General features: G+C 71.7%; 17 protein-coding genes. 7 read left to right on the forward strand and 10 right to left on the reverse strand.

What is annotated here, in order from left to right; translation table 11 throughout:
* The first annotated feature begins 13 nt into the window (after positions 1-13).
* The 6 genes from BM342_RS18615 to BM342_RS18640 all read left to right on the forward strand — a co-directional run bounded on the left by BM342_RS18615 (position 14) and on the right by BM342_RS18640 (position 7,700).
* A complete protein-coding gene (locus BM342_RS18615) occupies positions 14-994 on the forward strand; it encodes an ABC transporter permease (protein ID WP_255368959.1) in 981 nt (326 codons plus the stop codon).
* Positions 991-1,872, forward strand: a complete 882-nt coding sequence (locus tag BM342_RS18620; protein ID WP_092969073.1) for an ABC transporter permease — start codon at positions 991-993, stop codon at positions 1,870-1,872. The genes BM342_RS18615 and BM342_RS18620 overlap by 4 nt, the downstream gene beginning before the upstream one ends.
* The gene (locus tag BM342_RS18625; protein WP_092969075.1) at positions 1,872-3,587 is read left to right on the forward strand and encodes a dipeptide ABC transporter ATP-binding protein; all 1,716 of its coding nucleotides are present in this window, start codon (positions 1,872-1,874) and stop codon (positions 3,585-3,587) included. Before BM342_RS18620 ends, BM342_RS18625 begins: the two co-directional genes overlap by 1 nt.
* Positions 3,584-5,041, forward strand: coding sequence for an NtaA/DmoA family FMN-dependent monooxygenase (locus BM342_RS18630; protein WP_092969077.1), 1,458 nt, complete (start codon positions 3,584-3,586; stop codon positions 5,039-5,041). Before BM342_RS18625 ends, BM342_RS18630 begins: the two co-directional genes overlap by 4 nt.
* Before the next feature lie 83 nt (positions 5,042-5,124).
* On the forward strand, positions 5,125-6,279 hold the full coding sequence (locus BM342_RS18635) for an acyl-CoA dehydrogenase family protein (protein ID WP_143109938.1): 1,155 nt from the start codon (positions 5,125-5,127) through the stop codon (positions 6,277-6,279).
* A complete protein-coding gene (locus BM342_RS18640) occupies positions 6,276-7,700 on the forward strand; it encodes an NtaA/DmoA family FMN-dependent monooxygenase (protein WP_092969081.1) in 1,425 nt (474 codons plus the stop codon). The genes BM342_RS18635 and BM342_RS18640 overlap by 4 nt, the downstream gene beginning before the upstream one ends.
* Positions 7,701-7,717: 17 nt before the next feature.
* On the opposite strand, the gene BM342_RS18645 is transcribed toward BM342_RS18640, so the two are convergent.
* The 4 genes from BM342_RS18645 to BM342_RS18660 all read right to left on the reverse strand — a co-directional run bounded on the left by BM342_RS18645 (position 7,718) and on the right by BM342_RS18660 (position 11,105).
* On the reverse strand, positions 7,718-8,194 hold the full coding sequence (locus BM342_RS18645; protein WP_092969083.1) for a hypothetical protein: 477 nt from the start codon (positions 8,192-8,194) through the stop codon (positions 7,718-7,720).
* Positions 8,195-8,217: 23 nt separating this feature from the next.
* The gene (locus tag BM342_RS18650; protein WP_092969085.1) at positions 8,218-9,015 is read right to left on the reverse strand and encodes an HAD-IIA family hydrolase; all 798 of its coding nucleotides are present in this window, start codon (positions 9,013-9,015) and stop codon (positions 8,218-8,220) included.
* Between the two features lie 114 nt (positions 9,016-9,129).
* The gene (locus BM342_RS18655) at positions 9,130-9,462 is read right to left on the reverse strand and encodes a UBP-type zinc finger domain-containing protein (protein WP_092969087.1); all 333 of its coding nucleotides are present in this window, start codon (positions 9,460-9,462) and stop codon (positions 9,130-9,132) included.
* Entirely contained in the window at positions 9,459-11,105 is a 1,647-nt protein-coding gene (locus BM342_RS18660) for an FAD-dependent oxidoreductase (protein WP_092969089.1), read from the reverse strand. The genes BM342_RS18655 and BM342_RS18660 overlap by 4 nt, the downstream gene beginning before the upstream one ends.
* Positions 11,106-11,368: 263 nt before the next feature.
* Here BM342_RS18660 and BM342_RS18665 point away from each other — a divergent pair, with 263 nt between their 5' ends.
* Positions 11,369-11,962: a VOC family protein gene (locus BM342_RS18665; RefSeq protein WP_255368960.1), complete on the forward strand. Its 594-nt coding sequence runs from the start codon at positions 11,369-11,371 to the stop codon at positions 11,960-11,962.
* Between the two features lie 165 nt (positions 11,963-12,127).
* On the opposite strand, the gene BM342_RS18670 is transcribed toward BM342_RS18665, so the two are convergent.
* The 6 genes from BM342_RS18670 to BM342_RS18695 all read right to left on the reverse strand — a co-directional run bounded on the left by BM342_RS18670 (position 12,128) and on the right by BM342_RS18695 (position 18,949).
* Entirely contained in the window at positions 12,128-13,447 is a 1,320-nt protein-coding gene (locus BM342_RS18670) for a serine hydrolase domain-containing protein (protein ID WP_092969095.1), read from the reverse strand.
* Between the two features lie 133 nt (positions 13,448-13,580).
* Positions 13,581-14,234, reverse strand: coding sequence for a metal-dependent transcriptional regulator (locus BM342_RS18675; protein WP_092969098.1), 654 nt, complete (start codon positions 14,232-14,234; stop codon positions 13,581-13,583).
* Positions 14,235-14,283: 49 nt separating this feature from the next.
* Complete coding sequence (locus BM342_RS18680; RefSeq protein WP_218154972.1) at positions 14,284-15,183, reverse strand: alpha/beta hydrolase; 900 nt, start codon at positions 15,181-15,183, stop codon at positions 14,284-14,286.
* A gap of 39 nt (positions 15,184-15,222) precedes the next feature.
* Positions 15,223-16,548, reverse strand: coding sequence for an ATP-binding protein (locus tag BM342_RS18685; protein WP_092969101.1), 1,326 nt, complete (start codon positions 16,546-16,548; stop codon positions 15,223-15,225).
* 189 nt (positions 16,549-16,737) lie between these two features.
* Positions 16,738-17,340, reverse strand: coding sequence for a hypothetical protein (locus tag BM342_RS18690; RefSeq protein WP_092969104.1), 603 nt, complete (start codon positions 17,338-17,340; stop codon positions 16,738-16,740).
* A gap of 280 nt (positions 17,341-17,620) precedes the next feature.
* A complete protein-coding gene (locus BM342_RS18695) occupies positions 17,621-18,949 on the reverse strand; it encodes an Nramp family divalent metal transporter (protein ID WP_092969107.1) in 1,329 nt (442 codons plus the stop codon).
* Between the last annotated feature and the right edge of the window lie 47 nt (positions 18,950-18,996).

Consider the following 18,996-nt stretch of genomic DNA (forward strand, 5'->3'; position numbering starts at 1 on the left):
AGCCCAGGCTCCCGTGCCGGGCCCCCCGGCCGAGCCCGGGCAGCGCGGCGCGCGCACCACCCGCCTCATCGCCTCGAAGACCGTCGGAGCCGTGCTCGTGCTGCTCGGCGCCGCGACCGCGGCGTTCTTCGCCCAGGCCTCGCTGCCGGGCGACCGGGCGACCGTGATCCTCAACATCCGCGCCGGGCAGGCCGTGGCCCGCACGGCCGAGGAGCTCGCGCCGATCAACGCCGAGTACCGCCTGCACGACCCGATCGTCGTGCAGTACCTGACCTACCTCAAGGGGCTGCTCGTCGGCGACCTCGGCACCTCCTACCAGCAGCACCGACCCGTGATCGCGATCATCGGGGAGCAACTCGGCGCCACGATCGTGCTCACCCTGACCGCGCTCGTGTTCGCGTGGATCATCATGGTCGTCTGGGTGACCCTCACCGCGGGTCGGGGACCGGCGGCGAGGGCCGTCGGCGGGTTCTTCGACACGGCCGCGGCCGGGTTGCCGCACTACTGGCTCGGCATCATCCTGCTGCTCGTGTTCGCACTGACGCTCGGCTGGTTCCCCGTCATCGGGGGCACCGGGCCGGTGGGCATCATCCTGCCCGCGCTCACGCTGGCGATCCCGCTCGCCGGGTTCCTCGGCCAGGCGACGCGCACCGAGTTCGAGCGCGCCCTCGACTCGCCGTTCGTGCTGAGCGCACGCATGCGCGGCATGGGCGATGCCGGCATCCGACTCCGTCACGTGCTGCGCCATGCGGTGCTGCCCGCCGTGACGCTCTCGGGCTGGGCCCTCGGGGCCACGATCTCGGGCGCCGTCGTGGTCGAGGCCGTGTTCGCGCGGCCCGGCATCGGGCAGGTGCTCGTGACCGCGGTGAGCAGTCAGGACATGCCGGTCGTGATCGGCATCGTCATGCTCATCGCCGCCTTCTACGTGCTCGCGAACCTGCTCGTCGACATCGCCTACGCGCTCATCGACCCGCGCCTGAGGAGGACATCATGACCGCCGCGACCCGACCGTTGGAGGGCCGGGGCGCCTCGGCCCCCGCGGGCTCGAAGCCGTTCGCCCGCCTGCGCCGTCAGCCATGGGACCTGTTCGTCGCGCTCGCCGCGACGGCGGTGTTCGCCCTGGCAGCGCTGTGGCCGCAACTGCTCGCGACCCAGGGGCCGCTCGCGATGGACCTCGCGAACACGCTCCAGCCCCCGTCGCCCGAGCACTGGTTCGGCACCGACGAATCGGGCCGCGACCTCTACTCGCGCGTGGTCTACGGCACGGCCGCGTCGCTCGGCGTCGGCATCGGGGCCGCGGCGGTCAGCCTCACGTTCGCCGTGCTGCTCGGCGCGCTCGCCGCGCTCGGCAACCGGCCGACCTCGGCGGCCGTCGGATGGCTGCTCGAGGTGGCCTTCGCGTTCCCGGCGCTGCTGCTCTCGCTGCTGCTGATCGCGGTGCTCGGCCCGTCGATCCTGACCCTGATCCTCGCGGTCGGCATCGGCACCGCGCCGGGCTACGCGCGCATGGTGCGCGGCCAGATCCTCTCGGCCAAGGACTCCCCGTACGTCGAGGCCGCGGTCGCCCTCGGCCACCCGCGCGGGCGCATCCTGCGCCAGCACGTGCTGCCCAACTCGCTCCGACCCCTCGTCGCGGTCTTCGCCCTGTCGATCGGCCAGTCGATCGTCTGGGCGTCGAGCCTGTCGTTCCTGGGGCTCGGCATCGCGCCGCCCTCGCCGGAGTGGGGCGCGCTCCTCGACGCCGGCCGCGGCTACATCACGGTCGCGGGGTGGCTCACCGTGATCCCCGGGCTCGTGATCGTGGTGCTGGCCCTGACCACGACCACGCTCGGCCGCCACCTGCAGTCGTTCCTCGAGAAGGGGGAGAAGTGATGAGCATCATCGAGACGGATGCCGCGGGGCAGGACCTCGCCGTCGACATCGACGGGCTGCCCGGCTTCCGACCGCGCCTGCGCGTGCGAGGACTCTCGGTCGCCTTCGAGACCACCGCGGGCATCCGGCCCATCGTGCACGACGTGTCGTTCGACCTCCAGCCGGGCGAATGCGTCGCGATCGTCGGCGAGTCGGGCTCGGGAAAGTCCGTGACCGCGCGCTCGCTCGTCGGACTCGCGGGTCGGGGCGCGCAGGTCGCGGCCGACGAGCTCACGCTGCACGAACGCGACGTGCTCGGCCTGGGCGAACGCCAGTGGCGAGGCATCCGCGGGGTCGAGGTCGGCTTCATCCTGCAGGACGCGCTCGTCTCGCTCGACCCGTTGCGACCCGTCGGCGCGGAGATCGCCGAGGGGCTCCGGCTGCACGGCTGGGGCGATCGCGCATCACGCCGTCGGAAGGTCGTCGAGCTGCTCGAATCGGTCGGCGTGCCCCGGCCCGAGGCGAGGGCGAGGCAACGGCCCGACCAGCTCTCCGGGGGCCTGCGCCAACGCGCGCTCATCGCCTCGGCGCTCGCGCTCGACCCCGACGTGGTCATCGCCGACGAGCCGACGACCGCCCTCGACGTCACCGTGCAGGCCCAGGTGCTGGCCCTGCTCGAGGCGTCCAAGCGACGCGGCGCCTCGATCATCCTGATCAGCCACGACCTCTCGGTCGTGGCGCAGCTCGCCGACCACATCCTGGTGATGCAGGACGGGCGCGTCGTCGAGCAGGGTCCGGCCCGCGAGCTGCTGAGCTCGCCGAGTGAGGAGTACACCAAGGCGCTCATCGCCGCGGTGCCGAGCGAGGAGACCCGTGGCGGAGCCCTCAGCCCGGCGGGCCGCGAGCTGCTCGCCGCGGCCCCGCCGGCCCCCGAGGTGCTCGACGAGGTGGTGCTCGAGGCCCGCGACCTCGTGCGGCGCTTCCGCGCGCCCGACGGTTCGGTCACGACCGCGGTCGGAGGCGTCTCCTTCGCGTTGCATCGCGGCGAGACGCTCGGCATCGTCGGCGAGTCGGGCTCGGGCAAGAGCACGACGGGCCGCATCGCGCTGGCGCTCGAGGAGGCGGATGCGGGCACGGTCACGTTGCTCGGGCAACCGTGGTCCGTGCTGCCCGAGGCCAGGCGTCGGGCGCTCCGCTCGCGCATCTCCGTGGTGTCGCAGGACCCGCTGTCGAGCTTCGACCCGCGCTGGAACGTCGAGCGCATCCTGCTCGACGCGCTCGCCAGGGGCGAGTTCGCGACGGCCGCCGCGCGCGCGGCCCGCATCCGCGAGCTGCTCGACCAGGTCGGGCTGCCGCACGCCGTGCTCGGCCGGTTCCCGCTGCGGCTGTCGGGCGGGCAACGCCAGCGCATCGCGATCGCGCGCGCCCTCGCGGAGGCCCCGGACATCATCGTGCTCGACGAGGCGGTCTCCGCGCTCGACGTCACGATCCAGGCCCAGATCCTCGACCTGCTCGTCGCACTCCAGCGGCGGCTCGGCCTCAGCTACCTGTTCATCTCGCACGACCTCGGCGTCATCGCGCACCTGAGCCACCGCGTGCTCGTGATGAAGGACGGCGTCGTCGTCGAGTCCGGAACGCCCGACGACGTCTTCCACCGCCCGCGCGAGCCGTACACGCGCGAGCTGATCGCATCCATCCCCGCCTTCGAACCGCACCGAGCACAGGAGACCCCATGACCATCCCACTGCACTTCAACGCCTTCGTGATGAACACGAACTCGCACATCCACCACGGCCAGTGGCGCCGCCCCGACGCGGGCCAGGTCGACTTCGAGGACGTCGAGCTCTGGATCGACCTCGCCAAGAAGCTCGAGGAGGCGAAGTTCGACGCGCTCTTCTTCGCCGACGTGACCGGGGTCTACGGCGACGCGGATGCGGACTTCGACGTCTACATCCGCGAGGGCCTCCAGATCCCCTCGAACGACCCCATCCCGCTGGTCGCGGCTCTCGCGGTGCACACGTCGCGCATCGGGCTCGCGCTCACCTCGAACGTCGCGCAGAGCCACCCGTACCAGTTCGCCCGCCAGGTCTCGACACTCGACCACATCTCGAAGGGCCGGGTCGCCTGGAACATCGTGACCGGCCTGCAGGACAACGGTGCGCGGAACTTCGGGCACCCGCGCCTGACCGACCACACCGAACGCTACGCGTGGGCCGAGGAGTACGTCGACGTGACGTACAAGCTCTGGGAGGGGTCGTGGGACGAGGGGGCGCTCCTGAAGGACCGCGAGCGCGGCATCTACTCCGACGCGTCGAAGATCCACAAGATCAACCACGTCTCCGAGCGGTACTCCGTGCAGGGGCCGCACCTGCCGTCGCCGTCGCCCCAGCGCACGCCCGTGCTCTACCAGGCGGGTTCCTCGGAGTCGGGCCGCGCGTTCGCCGCGAGGCACGCCGAGGCGACGTTCATCATCTCGCCGAACCCGGCGCTCGCGAAGCAGCTCATCGACGACACCCGCCGTCAGGCCGTCGAGGCCGGCCGCCGCGCCGAGGACATCAAGTTCTTCCAGGGCCTGTCGTTCGTGATCGGCGACACCGAGGAGGAGGCGAAGGCCAAGGCGGCCGAGTACGAGCAGTACGTCTCGATCGACGGCTACCTCGCCCACTCTGCGCTCGTCGACAAGACCGGGCGCGTCTACGACCCCGAGACCCCGCTGAAGGACGTCGAGACGAACACCGCCAAGGGCTTCGGCGAGTGGGTCTCGAAGGCGATCACCGATCGCGAGCCCCTCGTGCGCGACGTCGCCCTGCTCATCTCCCGGTCGACCCGCATCGTGGGCACGCCCGAGCAGATCGCCGACGCCCTCGTCGAGTGGCAGGAGGCCGGCGTCGACGGCATCAACGTCATCAACTGGGTCATCCCCGGCTCCTTCGAGGAGTTCGCCGAGAAGGTGCTGCCCGTGCTGCGCGAGCGCGGCCTCGCCCAGAGCGAGTACGGCGACGACACGACCCTGCGCGGCCGCCTCTTCGGCGCCCCTCGCCTGAACGAGCGGCACCCGGCGGCGAGGTACCGCGGCGCCTTCGGCCGTGACGCGGTCGCGAGCACCGGTGCACGGGTCGACGAGGGCGGGTCGGATGCCGCCGGCAGCGCCGCGGCCGACCTCGCCGAGGTTCCGGAGGCAGCCCGGTGAGTCCGGCCGTCGGTACCGACGCGAGCCTGCGGGCGGCACGGGAGCGACTCGCTCCCGTGCTGGCCCCTATCGCGCAGAGCGCGGTGTCGCACGAACTGGACGGCACGCGCCCGTTCGCCGAGACCCGAGCGCTCGCCGAGGCGGGCTTCGGGGCGCTGCGCGTGCCGGTCGAGGAGGGTGGCGCGGGATTGAGCGTCGCGGAGTTCTTCGAGGTGCTCGTCGACCTCGCGGCCGCGGACCCGAACCAGCCGCAGCTCTGGCGCAATCACATCGCGTTCGTCGAGGATCGCCTCGCCGGCGGCTCGGGGCGCGACCACGCCTGGCTGGCGCGCATCGCCGACGGCGCCGTGATCGGCGGCGCCTGGTCGGAGACCGGGACCACCTCGATCCTCGGAGACACCCGTCTCGAACGCGTCGACGGTCGCCTGCTGCTGAACGGTACGAAGTACTACAGCACGGGGTCGATCTACGCAGACCACGTGGGCGTGCTGGCGCTCGCCGAGGATGGCGAGCTCAGGATCGCGCTCGTCGACGCCCGCAGCGAGGGCCTCGAGCTCGTCGACGACTGGACCGGCTTCGGCCAGCGCGCGACCGGCAGCGGGACCACGCGCCTGCGCGACGTGGCGGTGGACGAAGACGCCGTGCTCGAATTCACGGACCGGTTCATCTCGCAGGAGGCGGTCTACCAGCTGGTGCTGGTCGCGGCCCTCGCGGGCGTCGCGCGTGCAGCGCGGGCCGACGCGGTCGAGTCCGTGCGGGCACGCGCCAGGTCGTATCCGCACGCGCTCGCAGAACGGCCTCGCGAGGATGCCCAGGTGCAGCAGGTCGTCGGGCGGATCGCGGCCCTCGCGGGCCTCGCCGAGGCATCCGTCGCCCGTGGAGCACGCGCTCTCGACGCAGTCGTGGCAGCGGTCGGATCGGATCGGGACGAACCCGCCGACGAACACGTGCAGGACGCCGCACGCGCGGCCGCCGTCGCCGTCTACGAGGCGCAGGTCGCGGTCGCCGAGGCCGCCCTCCAGGCCTCGACCCTGCTGTTCGACGCCCTCGGCTCGTCGGGCGTGCAGCGCTCCGCCGCGCTCGACCGGCACTGGCGGAACGCCCGCACCCTGACCTCGCACAACCCGCGCATCTACAAGGAGCGCGTGCTCGGCGACTTCTACCTGAACGACGCCGATCCGCTCAGCATCTACACCCCGGCGCCCGCAGTCGCCGGGACGAACGGGGAATCCGCATGACCGAGAAGAAGCAGCTCATCCTGAACCTCTTCGAGATGGCCTGCATCAGCCACATCTCGCACGGGCTGTGGCCGCTGCCCGGCAACAACCGCCACCGGTTCGACGAGCTCGAGTACTGGACCGAGCTCGCCGGGATCCTCGAGGAGGGCGGGTTCGACGCCGTCTTCCTCGCCGACGTGATCGGCGCGTACGACGTGTTCCGCGACGGCCCCGAGACGGCGCTCCGCGAGGGCCTGCAGAGCCCGAACCTCGACCCGCTGCTGCTCGTGCCCGCGATGGCGGCCGTCACGAAGCGGCTCGGTTTCGGCGTGACGTTCTCGACCACGTACGAGCCGCCGTTCGCGTTCGCCCGGCGCGCGTCGACCCTCGACCACCTCACGAAGGGCCGGTTCGGCTGGAACATCGTGACGAGCTACCTGCCGAACGCGGCGCGCAACTTCGGCCTCGAGGGCGAGATCCCGCACGACCGGCGGTACGAGCTGGCCGACGAGTACCTCGACGTGCTCTACAAGCTCTGGGAGGGCTCGTGGGACGACGACGCCGTGGTCTACGACCGCGAGCGCCGCATCGCGACCGACCCGTCGAAGGTGCGCTACATCGACCACGTCGGCGAGACGCACCGTGTCGCCGGGCCGCACATCGTGCACCCGTCGCGGCAGCGCACGCCCGTGCTGTTCCAGGCGACGGGATCCCCGGCCGGCACGGAGTTCGCGGGGCGGCACGCCGAGCTCGTGTTCACGGGCGGGCGCACGACCGAGGAGTTCCGCGCGAACCGGCAGACGATGCGGGATGCCGCCGTGCGCAACGGCCGCGGCGCCGACGACGTGAAGTTCATCGCCAGCGCCGTCGTGGTCGTCGGGCGAACCGAGGAGGAGGCCGCCGACAAGTGGCGGCTGTACCAGGAGTTCGCGAGCGTCGACGGCTACCTCGCGCACGCGAGCCTGCCCGTCGACCTCACCCTCGCGCCCCGCGACATCACCGTCGCCGAGGCGATCGAGCGGTCGGGCAAGGTGCTCGAGCGCTCGTCGTTCCTGCCGCTGCACCTCACCGTCGGGCAGCTGCTCGACGGGCTGGTCGGCGGCCGTCGCGAGCGCTTCCACGTGGTCGGCACGCCGAAGACCGTGGCCGACGAGATCGAGCGCTGGCTCGACGAGGACGGCATCGACGGCATCAACCTGCGGCAGTACCACTCGTTCGGCACGGCGCAGGACTTCGCCGAGCTGGTCGTGCCCGAGCTGCGCCGGCGCGGCCGACTTCCGGACCCGTCGGATGCCGCGGCCACCAGCCTGCGCGATCGGCTGTTCGGGCGCGGCGACCGACTGCCCGACACGCACATCGCCGCCCGCTATCGCGGCGGCGCGAATCTCGACGTGCCGGTTCCGCCGCTGCGGTTCCCCGGGAGGGACGCCGACGCAGCCTGAGGCATGCGGTCGAGCGGTCAGTCGCCCTGCTCGACCTCTTCGTCGTCATCGGCGGATTCGTCGTCTTCGTCGGGCTCGGCGATGCTCAGCACCTCGATCTCGAGGGCGTCGTCGAGCTCGGCGTAGATCGCGAGGGTCGGGTACTGCGTCGGTGCGTCGTAGACGAGCACGAGCGTCGCATCGCTCGAGACGATCGCGCCCTGCAGGTCGAGCTCATCGGCGAGCAGTGCGTAGTCGGATGCCTCGGGCGAGTCCGCGTCGCCCTCGAAATCGGCGTCGACGAGCTCGTGCACGATCTCGTCTTCGAGACGGTCGAGCACCTCGCCGGTGAGCGCCACCAGCGCGCGCTGCGCGATGGCGAGCATCTCATCGCCGTCGAGCTGCTCGTCGGCGTCGAGCGCGAAGAGCACCGCCGCCTGGCGATCGCCGGGCAGCGCGACGACGGCGCTCAGCTCGCCGTCTTCATCGAGGTCGATGTCGGTGAGTTCGATCATGGCGTCCTCCTGGGCGATCTCGGTCAGAGCTCGGTCTCGATGGCGTCCTTGCGAAGCAGCTCGTGCACGCCGTCGAGGATCTCGTCGGGTCGGAAGGGGTACTTCTCGATCTCGGCCTGGTCGCTGATGCCCGTGAGCACGAGCACGGTGTGCAGGCCGGCCTCGATGCCCGCGACGATGTCGGTGTCCATGCGGTCGCCGATCATCGCCGTGTTCTCGGAGTGCGCACCGATCTTGTTCAGCGCCGAGCGGAACATCATCGGGTTCGGCTTGCCGACCACGTAGGGCTCCATGCCCGTGGCCTTCGTGATGAGCGCGGCGATCGCGCCCGTCGCGGGCAGGGGGCCGTCGGCCGACGGGCCGGTCGCGTCGGGGTTCGTGACGATGAACCGCGCGCCGCCGCCGATGAGGCGGATCGCCTTGGTGATGGCCTCGAACGAGTAGTTGCGGGTCTCGCCGACGACGACGTAGTCGGGGTTCGTCTCGGTCATGATGAACCCGGCCTCGTGCAGGGCGGTCGTGATGCCGGCCTCGCCGATGACGAACGCGGAGCCGCCCGGCAGCTGCGACTTCAGGAAGTCGGCCGTCGCGAGCGCCGAGGTCCAGATGCGGTCCTCGGGCACCTTGAGGCCGCTGGCCCGCAGCCGCGCGGACAGGTCGCGCGCCGTGAAGATCGAGTTGTTCGTGAGCACGAGGTAGGGCGTGCCCGAGTCCTCCCACTGCTGCAGCAGCTTCGCGGCGCCCGGCAGGGCGTGGTTCTCGTGCACGAGCACGCCGTCCATGTCGGTCAGCCAGCACTCGACTTCATCGCGTCGTCCCATGCGCCCAGCCTATGTCTCGAAGGTCACGGCCCGATGACGGCGATGAGGCGAGCGGATGCCGAGGGCGGGCGCGGTCGGCTCGTGCACGGCCCGAGGCATCCGCTCGCCTGCACGTCAGTGCAGCAACGAACGCCATTCCGCGGGCACGCGCCCGTCGGGCCCGGGCGCCGATTGGTCTTCGGGTCGCGAGAACGGGGGACTGAGCGGAACGGAGGGCGCCGAGGTCTCGGCCGCGTAGTCCCAGAACCAGTGCTCGCCGGGCTCGAACGAGGTCGCGACCGCGTGGCCGGTCTGCTCGGAGTGACGGCGTGCGTGCTGCGCGATCGACGAGTCGCAGCATCCGATGTTGCCGCAGTCGATGCAGCGACGCAGGTGGAACCACCATCCGCCGCCGTCGATGCAGGCGTCGCAGCCGGTTCCCGACGGCGGCGGCGCGGGCTCGCTCATGCGAACACCTCCGCGGCCGCGAGCGCCCGGTGCACCGACGCGACGGCGCTCGAACCTTCGCCGACCGCGGCGGCCACGCGCTTCATCGACCCCCGACGCACGTCGCCAGCGGCGAAGACCCGGGGGATCGAGGTCTCGAACGGCAACGGCATGCGGTCGAGCGCACGCCAGGCGTCGTCGAGGCCGACCACGTCGGCACCCGTGTGCACGAAGCCCCCCTCGTCGCGCTCGAGGTCCGCGAGCCAGTCGGTCGCGGGTTCGGCGCCGATGAAGCAGAACAGGCCGCGGCACTCGACGGTCTGCGTGGTTCCGCCGTCGAGGGCGACCCGCTCGAGGCGCTCGTCTCCCTCGAGCGCGCTGACCTGCGTCCCGGTGTGCACGTCGATGCGCGGATCCTCGGTGATGCGGTCGACGAGGTAGCTCGACATCTGCCGCCCGAGGTCGTCGGAGCGCACCACGAGCCGCACGCGGCATCCGTTCGAGGCGAGGGCGAGGGCCGCCTGCCCGGCGGAGTTCGCGCCGCCGACGACCACGACCTCGCCGCCTGCGACCTGACGCAGCTCGAGCGCCGAGGCGGCGTAGTGGATGCCGGCACCCTCGAACTCCTTCCACCGCTCGAGCGGCAGCGAGCGGTAGGCGACGCCGGTCGTGATGATGACTGCCCGGGCCCGCACCACGGCCCCGTCGGCGAGCTCGAGGTCGAGCGCACCGCCGTCGGAGGCCAGCCGCACCGCCTCGCACGGCGCGATGACGTGCACGCCGAACTTGATGGCCTGCAGCGACGCCTGCGCGGTGAGGTCGTCGCCGCTCACGCCGAACGGGAAGCCGAGGTAGTTCTCGATGCGCGAGGTCGACGACGACTGCCCGCCCGGCGCGACCGAGTCGAGCAGCACGGTCTGCAGCCCTTCTGAGGCGCCGTAGATCGCGGCGGCGAGCCCCGCCGGCCCCGCTCCGACGACGGCGAGGTCGACCGCGGCGTCGTCTTCGGCGGCATAGGCGAGGCCCAGGATCTCGGCGAGCTGGCCCGGCGTCGCGTTCGGCACGTTCTCGCCCTGCACGATCGCGACCGGAAGGTCGTCGAGCGAGAACCCGTGCCTCGCGTACGCGGTCGCGACTTCGGGGTCGTCGACGTCGGCCCACGTGTGCACGAGGTCGAGCCGTTCGGCGTAGCGACGCAGCGCCACCGCTTCGCGCGAGCGCCCGGAGCCGACGATCTTGAGCGTCCAGGCCGCCGGACCGCTTCGCAACTGCTCGCGCCTCGCCCAGAGCGTGCGCAGCATGAGGTCGCACAGCTCGTCGTCTTCGGCCATCAGGCGCTGCAACGCCTCGTGGTCGATGCGGTGCACCTGGCCCGCTTCGGCGACGCGCGCCGTCAGGAACGCGCGCTGCCCGTTCAGCAGGCCCAGCTCGCCTGCGAAGCTGCGTGGGCCGAGCGTCGCGATGCGGGTCTCGGCGATCCACTTGAGCGGCTCGCGCACGATGTCGACGGTGCCCGACTCCACGAGGATCAGGTCGTACCAGCGATCGCCCGCGGCGAAGAGCACGTCGCCGGGCTGCGTCGGCGTCGCGACGCCGTAGCGCAGCATCCGCGACCACTGCTCGTCGGTCGGTTCGGGGACGGTTCGGGTTCCTGCGGCTCCCATCCCTCAATGGTGCATGACGATGCCCGGAAGCGGGAGGGTCGGTTCGCATCTTCGGACGAGCGGATGTCGCACGCGAGCCGATCTCGCCCGCACGAGCGGATGTCGGATGCCACGAGTACCGTGGAGTCCCTCCGGGGCCTCGCCCGTCAGAGGCAGGCCTGCAACCGTCTTCGAGGGAGTGCTCCATGGGCGAGTCGACGAGTGGATCCGACAGCATCTCAGCGGCCGAGTTCCACCGAGCGCCCGGGGTCTCCGATTGGCGAGTGACCGGCACGGGTCCGCAGGCCGTCTTCACGGCGACCTCCCTCGCGCAGGCGGCGGGCCTCGTCACCCCGGTCGTCGCGGCCGCCGAACGGTTCGGCGTGCTGCCCGACGTCGACGTGCGGCCCGAGGGCGTCGTCGTGCGCATCCCTGATCGCAACTTCGACGGGATCCCCGCTGCCGCCACCGGTTTCGCGGCCGCCGTGTCCGAGGCCGCCGCCGAGCTGCAACTGGCCGCCGATCCCTCGCGCGCGCAGTCGGTCGGCATCTACGTGGCCCAGCACTCCCAGGCCGACGTGCGGCCGTTCTTCCTGGCCGCCCTCGGCTACGACCCGCTCGGTGACACCGATGCCGTCGACCCGTTGCGCACGGGGCCGCAGCTCGCGTTCAATCCGATCGCCGGCGATTCCCCGGCGAGAGGTCGGAGCCACTTCGACGTCTTCGTGCCGGCCGACCAGGCCCAGGCGCGGGTCGATGCGGCGCTCGCCGCCGGAGGCCGGCTCGCCGACGATTCGCGCGCTCCGTACTGGTGGTCGCTCGCGTCGCCCGACAACCACGGTGTGGACATCGCTCCATGGCCCGACTCCGATGAGTGAGGCGTCGCCGAGGCCTGCCTGCCCCACCTGCGGTGAGGGGCTCAGGTTCGAGATCCTCGACGACGAGCGTTTCCTCGTCGCCTGGTCGTGCGTGAACTGCGGCCTGGTCCGCGTGACCGAGCCCGCGTAGCGACCCGCCGCCGGTGCGTTTCGGACGCGGCCGGCTCAGCCCAGCGCGGCGATCGCCTCGGCCACGAGCTGCACCTCGGAGGCCTCGTCGTCGGCCTCGGGCGTGAAGCCCATGCGGGTGACCACGAGCTGCTCCGATGGCACCACGATGACCTTCTGGCCGTCGTGGCCCGAGGCGTAGAACGTGTCCTCGGGCAGGTTCGCCCAACGGAGGCTGCCGTCGGGCATCACGTTCACGCGCCAGGCCATGCCGTACCCGGGGTCGTCGGTGCGCTCGACGTCGGTGACGGTGAGCGTCTGCTCCATCCAGCCCTCGGGCAGCAGCTGCTCGCCGTTCCATTCGCCGCCCTGCAGCGCGAACTGGCCGAGCGCGGTCCAGTCACGGGGTGTCGCCCAGAGGTACGAGGAGCAGACCGGCGTGCCCGCGGCATCCGGTTCGAAGACGCCCGACGAGAGTCCGAGCGGCGCGAGCAGCTTCTGTCGGGGCAGGTCGGCGCCGAGGCCGGTGCGCTCCGCGAGCACCGAGCAGAGCAGCGTCGTGCTGCCGCTCGAGTACTCCTGCACGGTGCCGGGCGTGCTCTCGAGGGGCAGGCCCGCGACGTACGCACCCATGTCGTGCTCGCCGTAGAGCATCTGCGTGATCGGCGTGCCGAGGTCGTAGGTCTCGTCCCACTCGATGCCGCTCGTCATGCGCAGCAGGTGCTCGACCGTGATGTCGGCGCGACCGTCGGTCCACTCGGGGCGGAGGTGGTCGTCGTCGAGCGAGACGACGCCCTGCTTCACGAGCATGCCCGTCATGAGCTCGGTCGCGCTCTTCGACATCGACCAGCCGAGCTGCGGGGTCGTCGCGTCGAACCCGTCGGCGTACCGCTCGGCGACGAGCTCGCCGTCCTTCGCGATCACGACCGCTCGCGTGCCGAGCGCCTCGGCCACGACGGGAGGCAGGTCGTCGCCGAACGCGTGCGCCATCGCGGCGTCGAGCGCCGGGTCGGCGACCGGAGTCGGGGCGTCGGTGAACGGGTTGCCGTCGGAGCCCACCGTGGTCGCCTCGCCGAGATCGGGTCGATCGCCGTCGAGCGTGCAGCCGAAGCCCTCGGTGAACCACGCGTGCTGCGCAGCGAGCACGCCGAACAGCGACCCGGTCGTCTGATCGCCGTCGACCGACTCGCTCAGGTACGGCACCAGCGGGTTCGGCGGTAGGTCGTCTTCGGCGTTCTCACGGCCGCCGACCTCGGTCACGGCGCAGGCGTTGTGCGCCGCATAGCCCGTGCCGGTGAGCAGCATCGGGCGCTGCCACCAGTAGACGGCGATGACCCCCGTCACGAGGACGAGCACGATGACGAGGAGGACGACCATTGTCCTGCGATGGATGCGCACCGCGGGATGCTAGCAAAGTTGTCGCCGAATCCCGCATCGGGGTCGGGTTCCGGGTCTGCTGATCAGGGTCGGCAGTCGACTGATCAGGGTCGGCAGTCGACCGGGCGAGGCCTCAGGCGGTGACCCAGATCGCGGCGGCGACCTCGTGTGCCAGTTCGGCGACCTCGCCGGCGGCCTGCAGGGTCACGCGATCGCCCGCGGCATCCGTCACCCGCACCTCGATGCCCGGCACGATGCCGCAGTCGGCGAGCGAGCGCAGCACGTCGGGGTCTCGGTCGCTGATGCGGATCACCCGTGCGGCATGCCCCGTGACCGCCTCGGAGAGCAGCAGGAACGGCTCGCTCGCGACCTCGCCCGAGGCCGACGGGATCGCATCGCCGTGCGGGTCGCGGGTCGGGCGGCCGAGCCGGGCGTCGATCGCCTCGAGCAGGCGATCGCTCAGCGAGTGCTCGAGCACCTCGGCCTCGTCGTGCACCTCGTGCCACTCGTAGCCCATCTCGGCGACGAGCCAGGTCTCGATGAGCCGGTGGCGGCGCACGACCGCGAGGGCGCGCGCCCGGCCCGCATCGGTGAGGCGCAGCGGCCCGTAGGGAACGTGCGAGATGAGCCCGTTGGCCGCCATCTTCTTCACCATCTCGGTGACGGATGACGGGGCGACGCCGAGCTTGTCGGCGAGCACCTTCGGCGTGATCGGGTCGGGCTGCCACTCGGTGTGGGCGTACACCGTCTTGAGGTAGTCCTCGATCGCGGGGCTGGTGGCTGGCATCCCGTTCAGGATATCGGGCGGGGTCGGCGCGGCCGCCGACGGACGACGTTCAGGCCCCGTTGGAGCGTGGCCGCGCCTCGAGCCGATCCGAGAAGAACTCGGCCGTTCGGGCGACGACCGGCGCCGGATCGGCGCCCTCGAACACGTGCCCCGCGCCGGGGACGACCTCGAACTGCGCTGCGACGCCGGCTGCCGTGAGCGCTACGACGAGGTCGGAGCTGTGGGTCATCGACAGCTGCTCGTCGGCGTCGCCGTGGAGGAGCAGCATCGGCGCGGCTTGCGCGCCGACATGGCTGCGCGGCGACGCCCACGAGACGATATCGGGGTCGGGATGCTCTTCGAGCACCGAGCCCGTGTACGAGTACCAGCCGACGACGGCGTCGACGCGGGACTCGATGCCGACGAGGCCGACCTCGCCGACGAGCGACGGGTCGTGCGGACGCAGGCCCGCGAACACGGCGAGGAACCCTCCGGCCGACTCGCCCATGACGCCGATGCGGTCGGAGTCGAGGCCGAGCTCCGGCCCGACGACCCGCAGCCAGCGGAGGGCCGCGTGCACATCGTGCAGCGACGCGGGGAACGGCGCCTCGCCGTCGAGCCGGTACTGGGCCGAGGCGGTGGCGATGCCGGCATCCGCGAGGGCCTCGGCGATGCCGAAGAGCGGGTCGTGGTGACTGCCCCAGCGGAACGCCCCGCCGTGCAGGTAGAGCACGACCGGAACCGGGCCGGCCGAGGGCGGCACGCGCAGGTCGAGCACGAGCGGACGGAATCCGCCGAGCCGTGCGTACGCGACGTCGGTGAGGACGCGGTCGCCGCGTGCGTCGACGATCGCGGGCAGGGCGGATGCCGCGTCGGGCTCCTGCTGCGTCGCGAGCTCGCGCGGCAGGTCGGCGCCGGTCGCGAGCATGCCGACGAGGTCGGCGGGAGTGAGCGGAGCACGGTCGGTCACCGGCTCACCATATCGGCGCTCGCCGACACCGCCGCTCGGTCAGACTCGCGCCAGCCGCTCGATGTCCTCGAGGAACGCGTCGGCGGTCTCGGCCGAGACAGTGGTGCGCGTGCCCGCGATGGCCTCGAGGTAGTCGGCGGTGCTGGGGCCGGCCGGGTGCGCCGCGGCATCCGTTCCACCGTCGTGGCCGGTGACTCCGGTGTCGATCGCGCCCCGGCGGACAGCCGCCTCGAATGCCCGCTGCGACGCGCTGCGCGCGGCGAACTCGATGTCGGCGGGCGAGAACCCGGCGGTGCGCTCGACGAGCACGGCGAGGTCGACGGCCTCGGCGACCTGCTCGGGCACGTAACGCTGCCAGATGGCGAGGCGCGCGGCCTCGTCGGGCAGGCCGATCGGGATCACGTAGTCGAACCGGCCGTGTCGGAGGAAGGCCGTGTCGAGCGCGCGGATGAAGTTCGTCGCGCACACCAGCAGGCGGCCGGGCTGCTCGCGGAAGGCGGGGATGATCTTCAGCAGCTCGTTCGTGACGCCCTGCAGCGGCGACGGGGGCTCGCCCGATCGCTGGGCGGCGATCTCCTCGACCTCGTCGATGAACACGACGGCGTGCTCGAGCTCGGCGATCTTCGTGAACGTCTCGCGCAGCGCGCCGGCGAGGCCGCGCGGGTCTGCGGCGAGGCGCGAGGGGAACACCTCGACGAACGACCACTCGAGACGCGAGGCGATCGCCTTGGCGAACGTCGTCTTGCCGGTGCCGGGCGGACCGAAGAGCACGACCGCGCGCGGCGGCACGACGCCGTACTGCTCGGCGAGGTCGGGTTCGGCGAGCGGCAGTACGAGCCGCTGCTCGAGGATCTCCTTCTCGCGTCGCATGCCGGCCACGCCCTCCCAGAGGGTGCGCGGCAGCAGGCGTCCGCCGAGTTCGGCGAGCGAGCTCAACTCCTGCCGCTGCACCGGGATGCGCCGCTCGAAGTAACGCAGCTGGTGCTTGAGTTCGAAGCCCTGGTTGGCGAACGCGTCGACGCGGCTCTCGTTCTCGGGGATGAGCGCCGAGAGCTTCGTGAGCCCGTGCGGCGCCATGCGCTTCTCGAGGTCGGCGAGCATGGCCGAGCCGATGCCGCGGCCGCGCCACTCCTCGGCGATCGCGAAGAACACGACCCAGCCCTGGTCGTGCGCCGCCCGTCCGACGGTCGCGCCGATGACCTCGTCGCCCGCGACCGCCACGATCGCGTGGTCCTTCTGGCACGAGGCGATGACCTCGCTCAGGTCGTAGACGGGCTCGTGGGCCGATCGCCGCTGCGTCTCCCAGAGGTGCAGGATGCCGTCGAGGTCGTCGTTGTGGAACTCGCGCAATCGCCAGCCGGACATCGGGCCTCCTCGTCGGGGTGTTCCAGCAGGCTAGGCGAAGGTGCGCCGCGGCGCCGTTCTGTGACGCCGGGTCACGCCGGGACGCGTCCCGGCGGGCACCAACCGGAGCAGCAGCCCGTCGGAGGTGATCGGGAACGAGCGCGGCGAGAGGCCGGACCCGAAGGCCCGACCTCTCCGATCCGGGTGCGGTCAGTCGAGCAGGCCACCGAGGTCGAGGTCGCTCGTGATGTCGCCGACGAGACCGTCGACCGAGCCGGTGACGTCGTCCACGAGGCCGCCGTCGCTGCCCGTGACGTCGCCGATCGAGCCGGTCACGTCGCCGACGGAACCGGTGACGTCGCCCGTGTCGACGAGGTCGCTCACGTCGCCGAGATCGACGTTCGTCTGGTTGCCCGACCCGATGGGGGCCTGCACGTCGTTGCCCGAGCCGACGATGTTGCCCGAGCCGATATCGCCGGTCGAATTGCCCGATCCGATGTCGCCGGGGGCGACCACGACGGGGCTCTCGTTCGAGAGATCGCCGCCGGTGACGTCGCCGCCGGTGATGGGCGCGCGGCTCACGATCGAGCCGAGGTCGTCGAACGAGACCGGGCCGAGGTCGAGCACGTCGGTCAGGCCGTGCAGCCCGGTGTCGCCGAGCAGGTCGGTCGTGGTGGTCGACTCGGTGACGTTGGTCTCGTCGCCGACGCGGTCGTCGGCCGTGGCGGGGGCCGCGATCCCCGCGGCGGCGAGTCCGGCGGCCGCGACGGCGGCTGCGCCGATGATGGTGCGCTTGGCGGTGAACGTGTTCATGAGATGAACCCTTTCTCTGCGTGCGCCGAGGTCGGTTCCGGTTCGGAACCCTCACGTCCGGCACATGGGGCGATCCGGGGCGACCGGTGAAACGGTTTGGACGGATGCCGCGACGCGCCCGGCATGCGACAGCTCCGGCGCCGATTCACTCGCAGCCGACTGGCGCGGAGGCCCGGGATGACGGCGGAGTCCGGCCGGCCGGGAAGAAGGCTGGCAACCGCCTGAGCGCCTGCCGGCGGCATCCGTGGTACTCGCGAGAGCCTCGAGACGCGCGAGCCCGTCACGCTCCGGTGAACACCAGCCAGAGCAGCAGGCCGTTCAGAGTAATGAGGAAGACGGATGCCGCGATGCCGGCCGCGGTCGTCGCCCAGTGGTTCGCGAACCGCCCGAGCACGCCGCGTTTCGCGGTCACCGAGACGAGCGGGATCAGCGCGAACGGGATGCCGAACGAGAGCACGACCTGGCTGAGCACGAGCGAGACGGTGGGGTCGAACCCGAGCGCGAGGATCGCGAGCGCGGGCACGAGCGTCACGAGGCGTCGGGCGATCAGGGGCACGCGCACGTGCAGCAGTCCGTGCATGATCTCGGCGCCCGCGTAGGCGCCGACCGACGTCGACGCGAGGCCCGAGGCGAGCAGGCCCACGGCGAAGAGCGTCGCCACGATCGGCCCGAGCGAGGCCTCGAGTGCGGCATGCGCCCCTTCGAGGCTGTCGGTGCCTGCGACGCCCGCGAGGTTCGCGGCCGCGAGCAGCAGGATGCAGAGGTTCACGGTGCCGGCGATGGCCATCGCGATCGTGACGTCCCACCGGGTCGCGGTGAGCAGCCGCGCGGTCGGAACCCGTCGGGCCTCCGTCGCGTGCTTGGGCGCGAAGCGGTCGCGGGCGAGCGCGGAGTGGGCGTAGATGGCGTGCGGCATGATCGTCGCTCCGAGGATCGACGCCGCGAGCAGCACCGAGTTCGCGTCCTCGAAGCGCGGCACGAGCCCGCCGAGCACGCCGGCCGGGTCGGGCGGGGCGACGAAGACGCCGACGCTGAAGCCCACGGCGATGATCACGAGCAGCCCGATGATGACGAACTCGAACGGCCGCGCACCGCGCTTGGACTGGATCACGAGCAGCACCAGCGAGACCGTGCCCGTGATGAGGCCGCCCCACACGAGCGGCACGCCGAACAGGAGGTTCAGCGCCACCGCGCCGCCGATGACCTCGGCGATGTCGGTGGCCATGGCGACGGCCTCGGCCTGCAGCCAGTACGCACGACGCCCCCAGCGGTTGCCGATGCGCTCGCCGAGCACCTCGGGCAGGCTCTTGCCCGTGACCACGCCGAGCTTGGCCGACAGGTACTGGATGAGCCACGCCATGACGTTGCCGATCACCACGACCCACACGAGCAGGTAGCCGTACTTGGCCCCGGCCGTCATGTTGCTCGCGACGTTGCCCGGGTCGAGGTAGGCGACGCCCGCCACGAGTGCGGGCCCGATCAGCCACGCGAGGCGAGGGGCGGATGCCGCGAGGCGGCCGCCCGCGGCATCCGTCGCCGTGTCGTCGGTCGGCTGGGGCTGCGGCTGGGGTCGCGTCGGGGTCGTCTCGTCGTCGAGCGTTTTCGGCATACCGAAACATTAGCAATATTTAGGCATACCGAAAAGTGTCGTCCGAC

The sequence above is a fragment of the Agromyces sp. CF514 genome (assembly GCF_900113185.1).
Lineage (GTDB): Bacteria > Actinomycetota > Actinomycetes > Actinomycetales > Microbacteriaceae > Agromyces.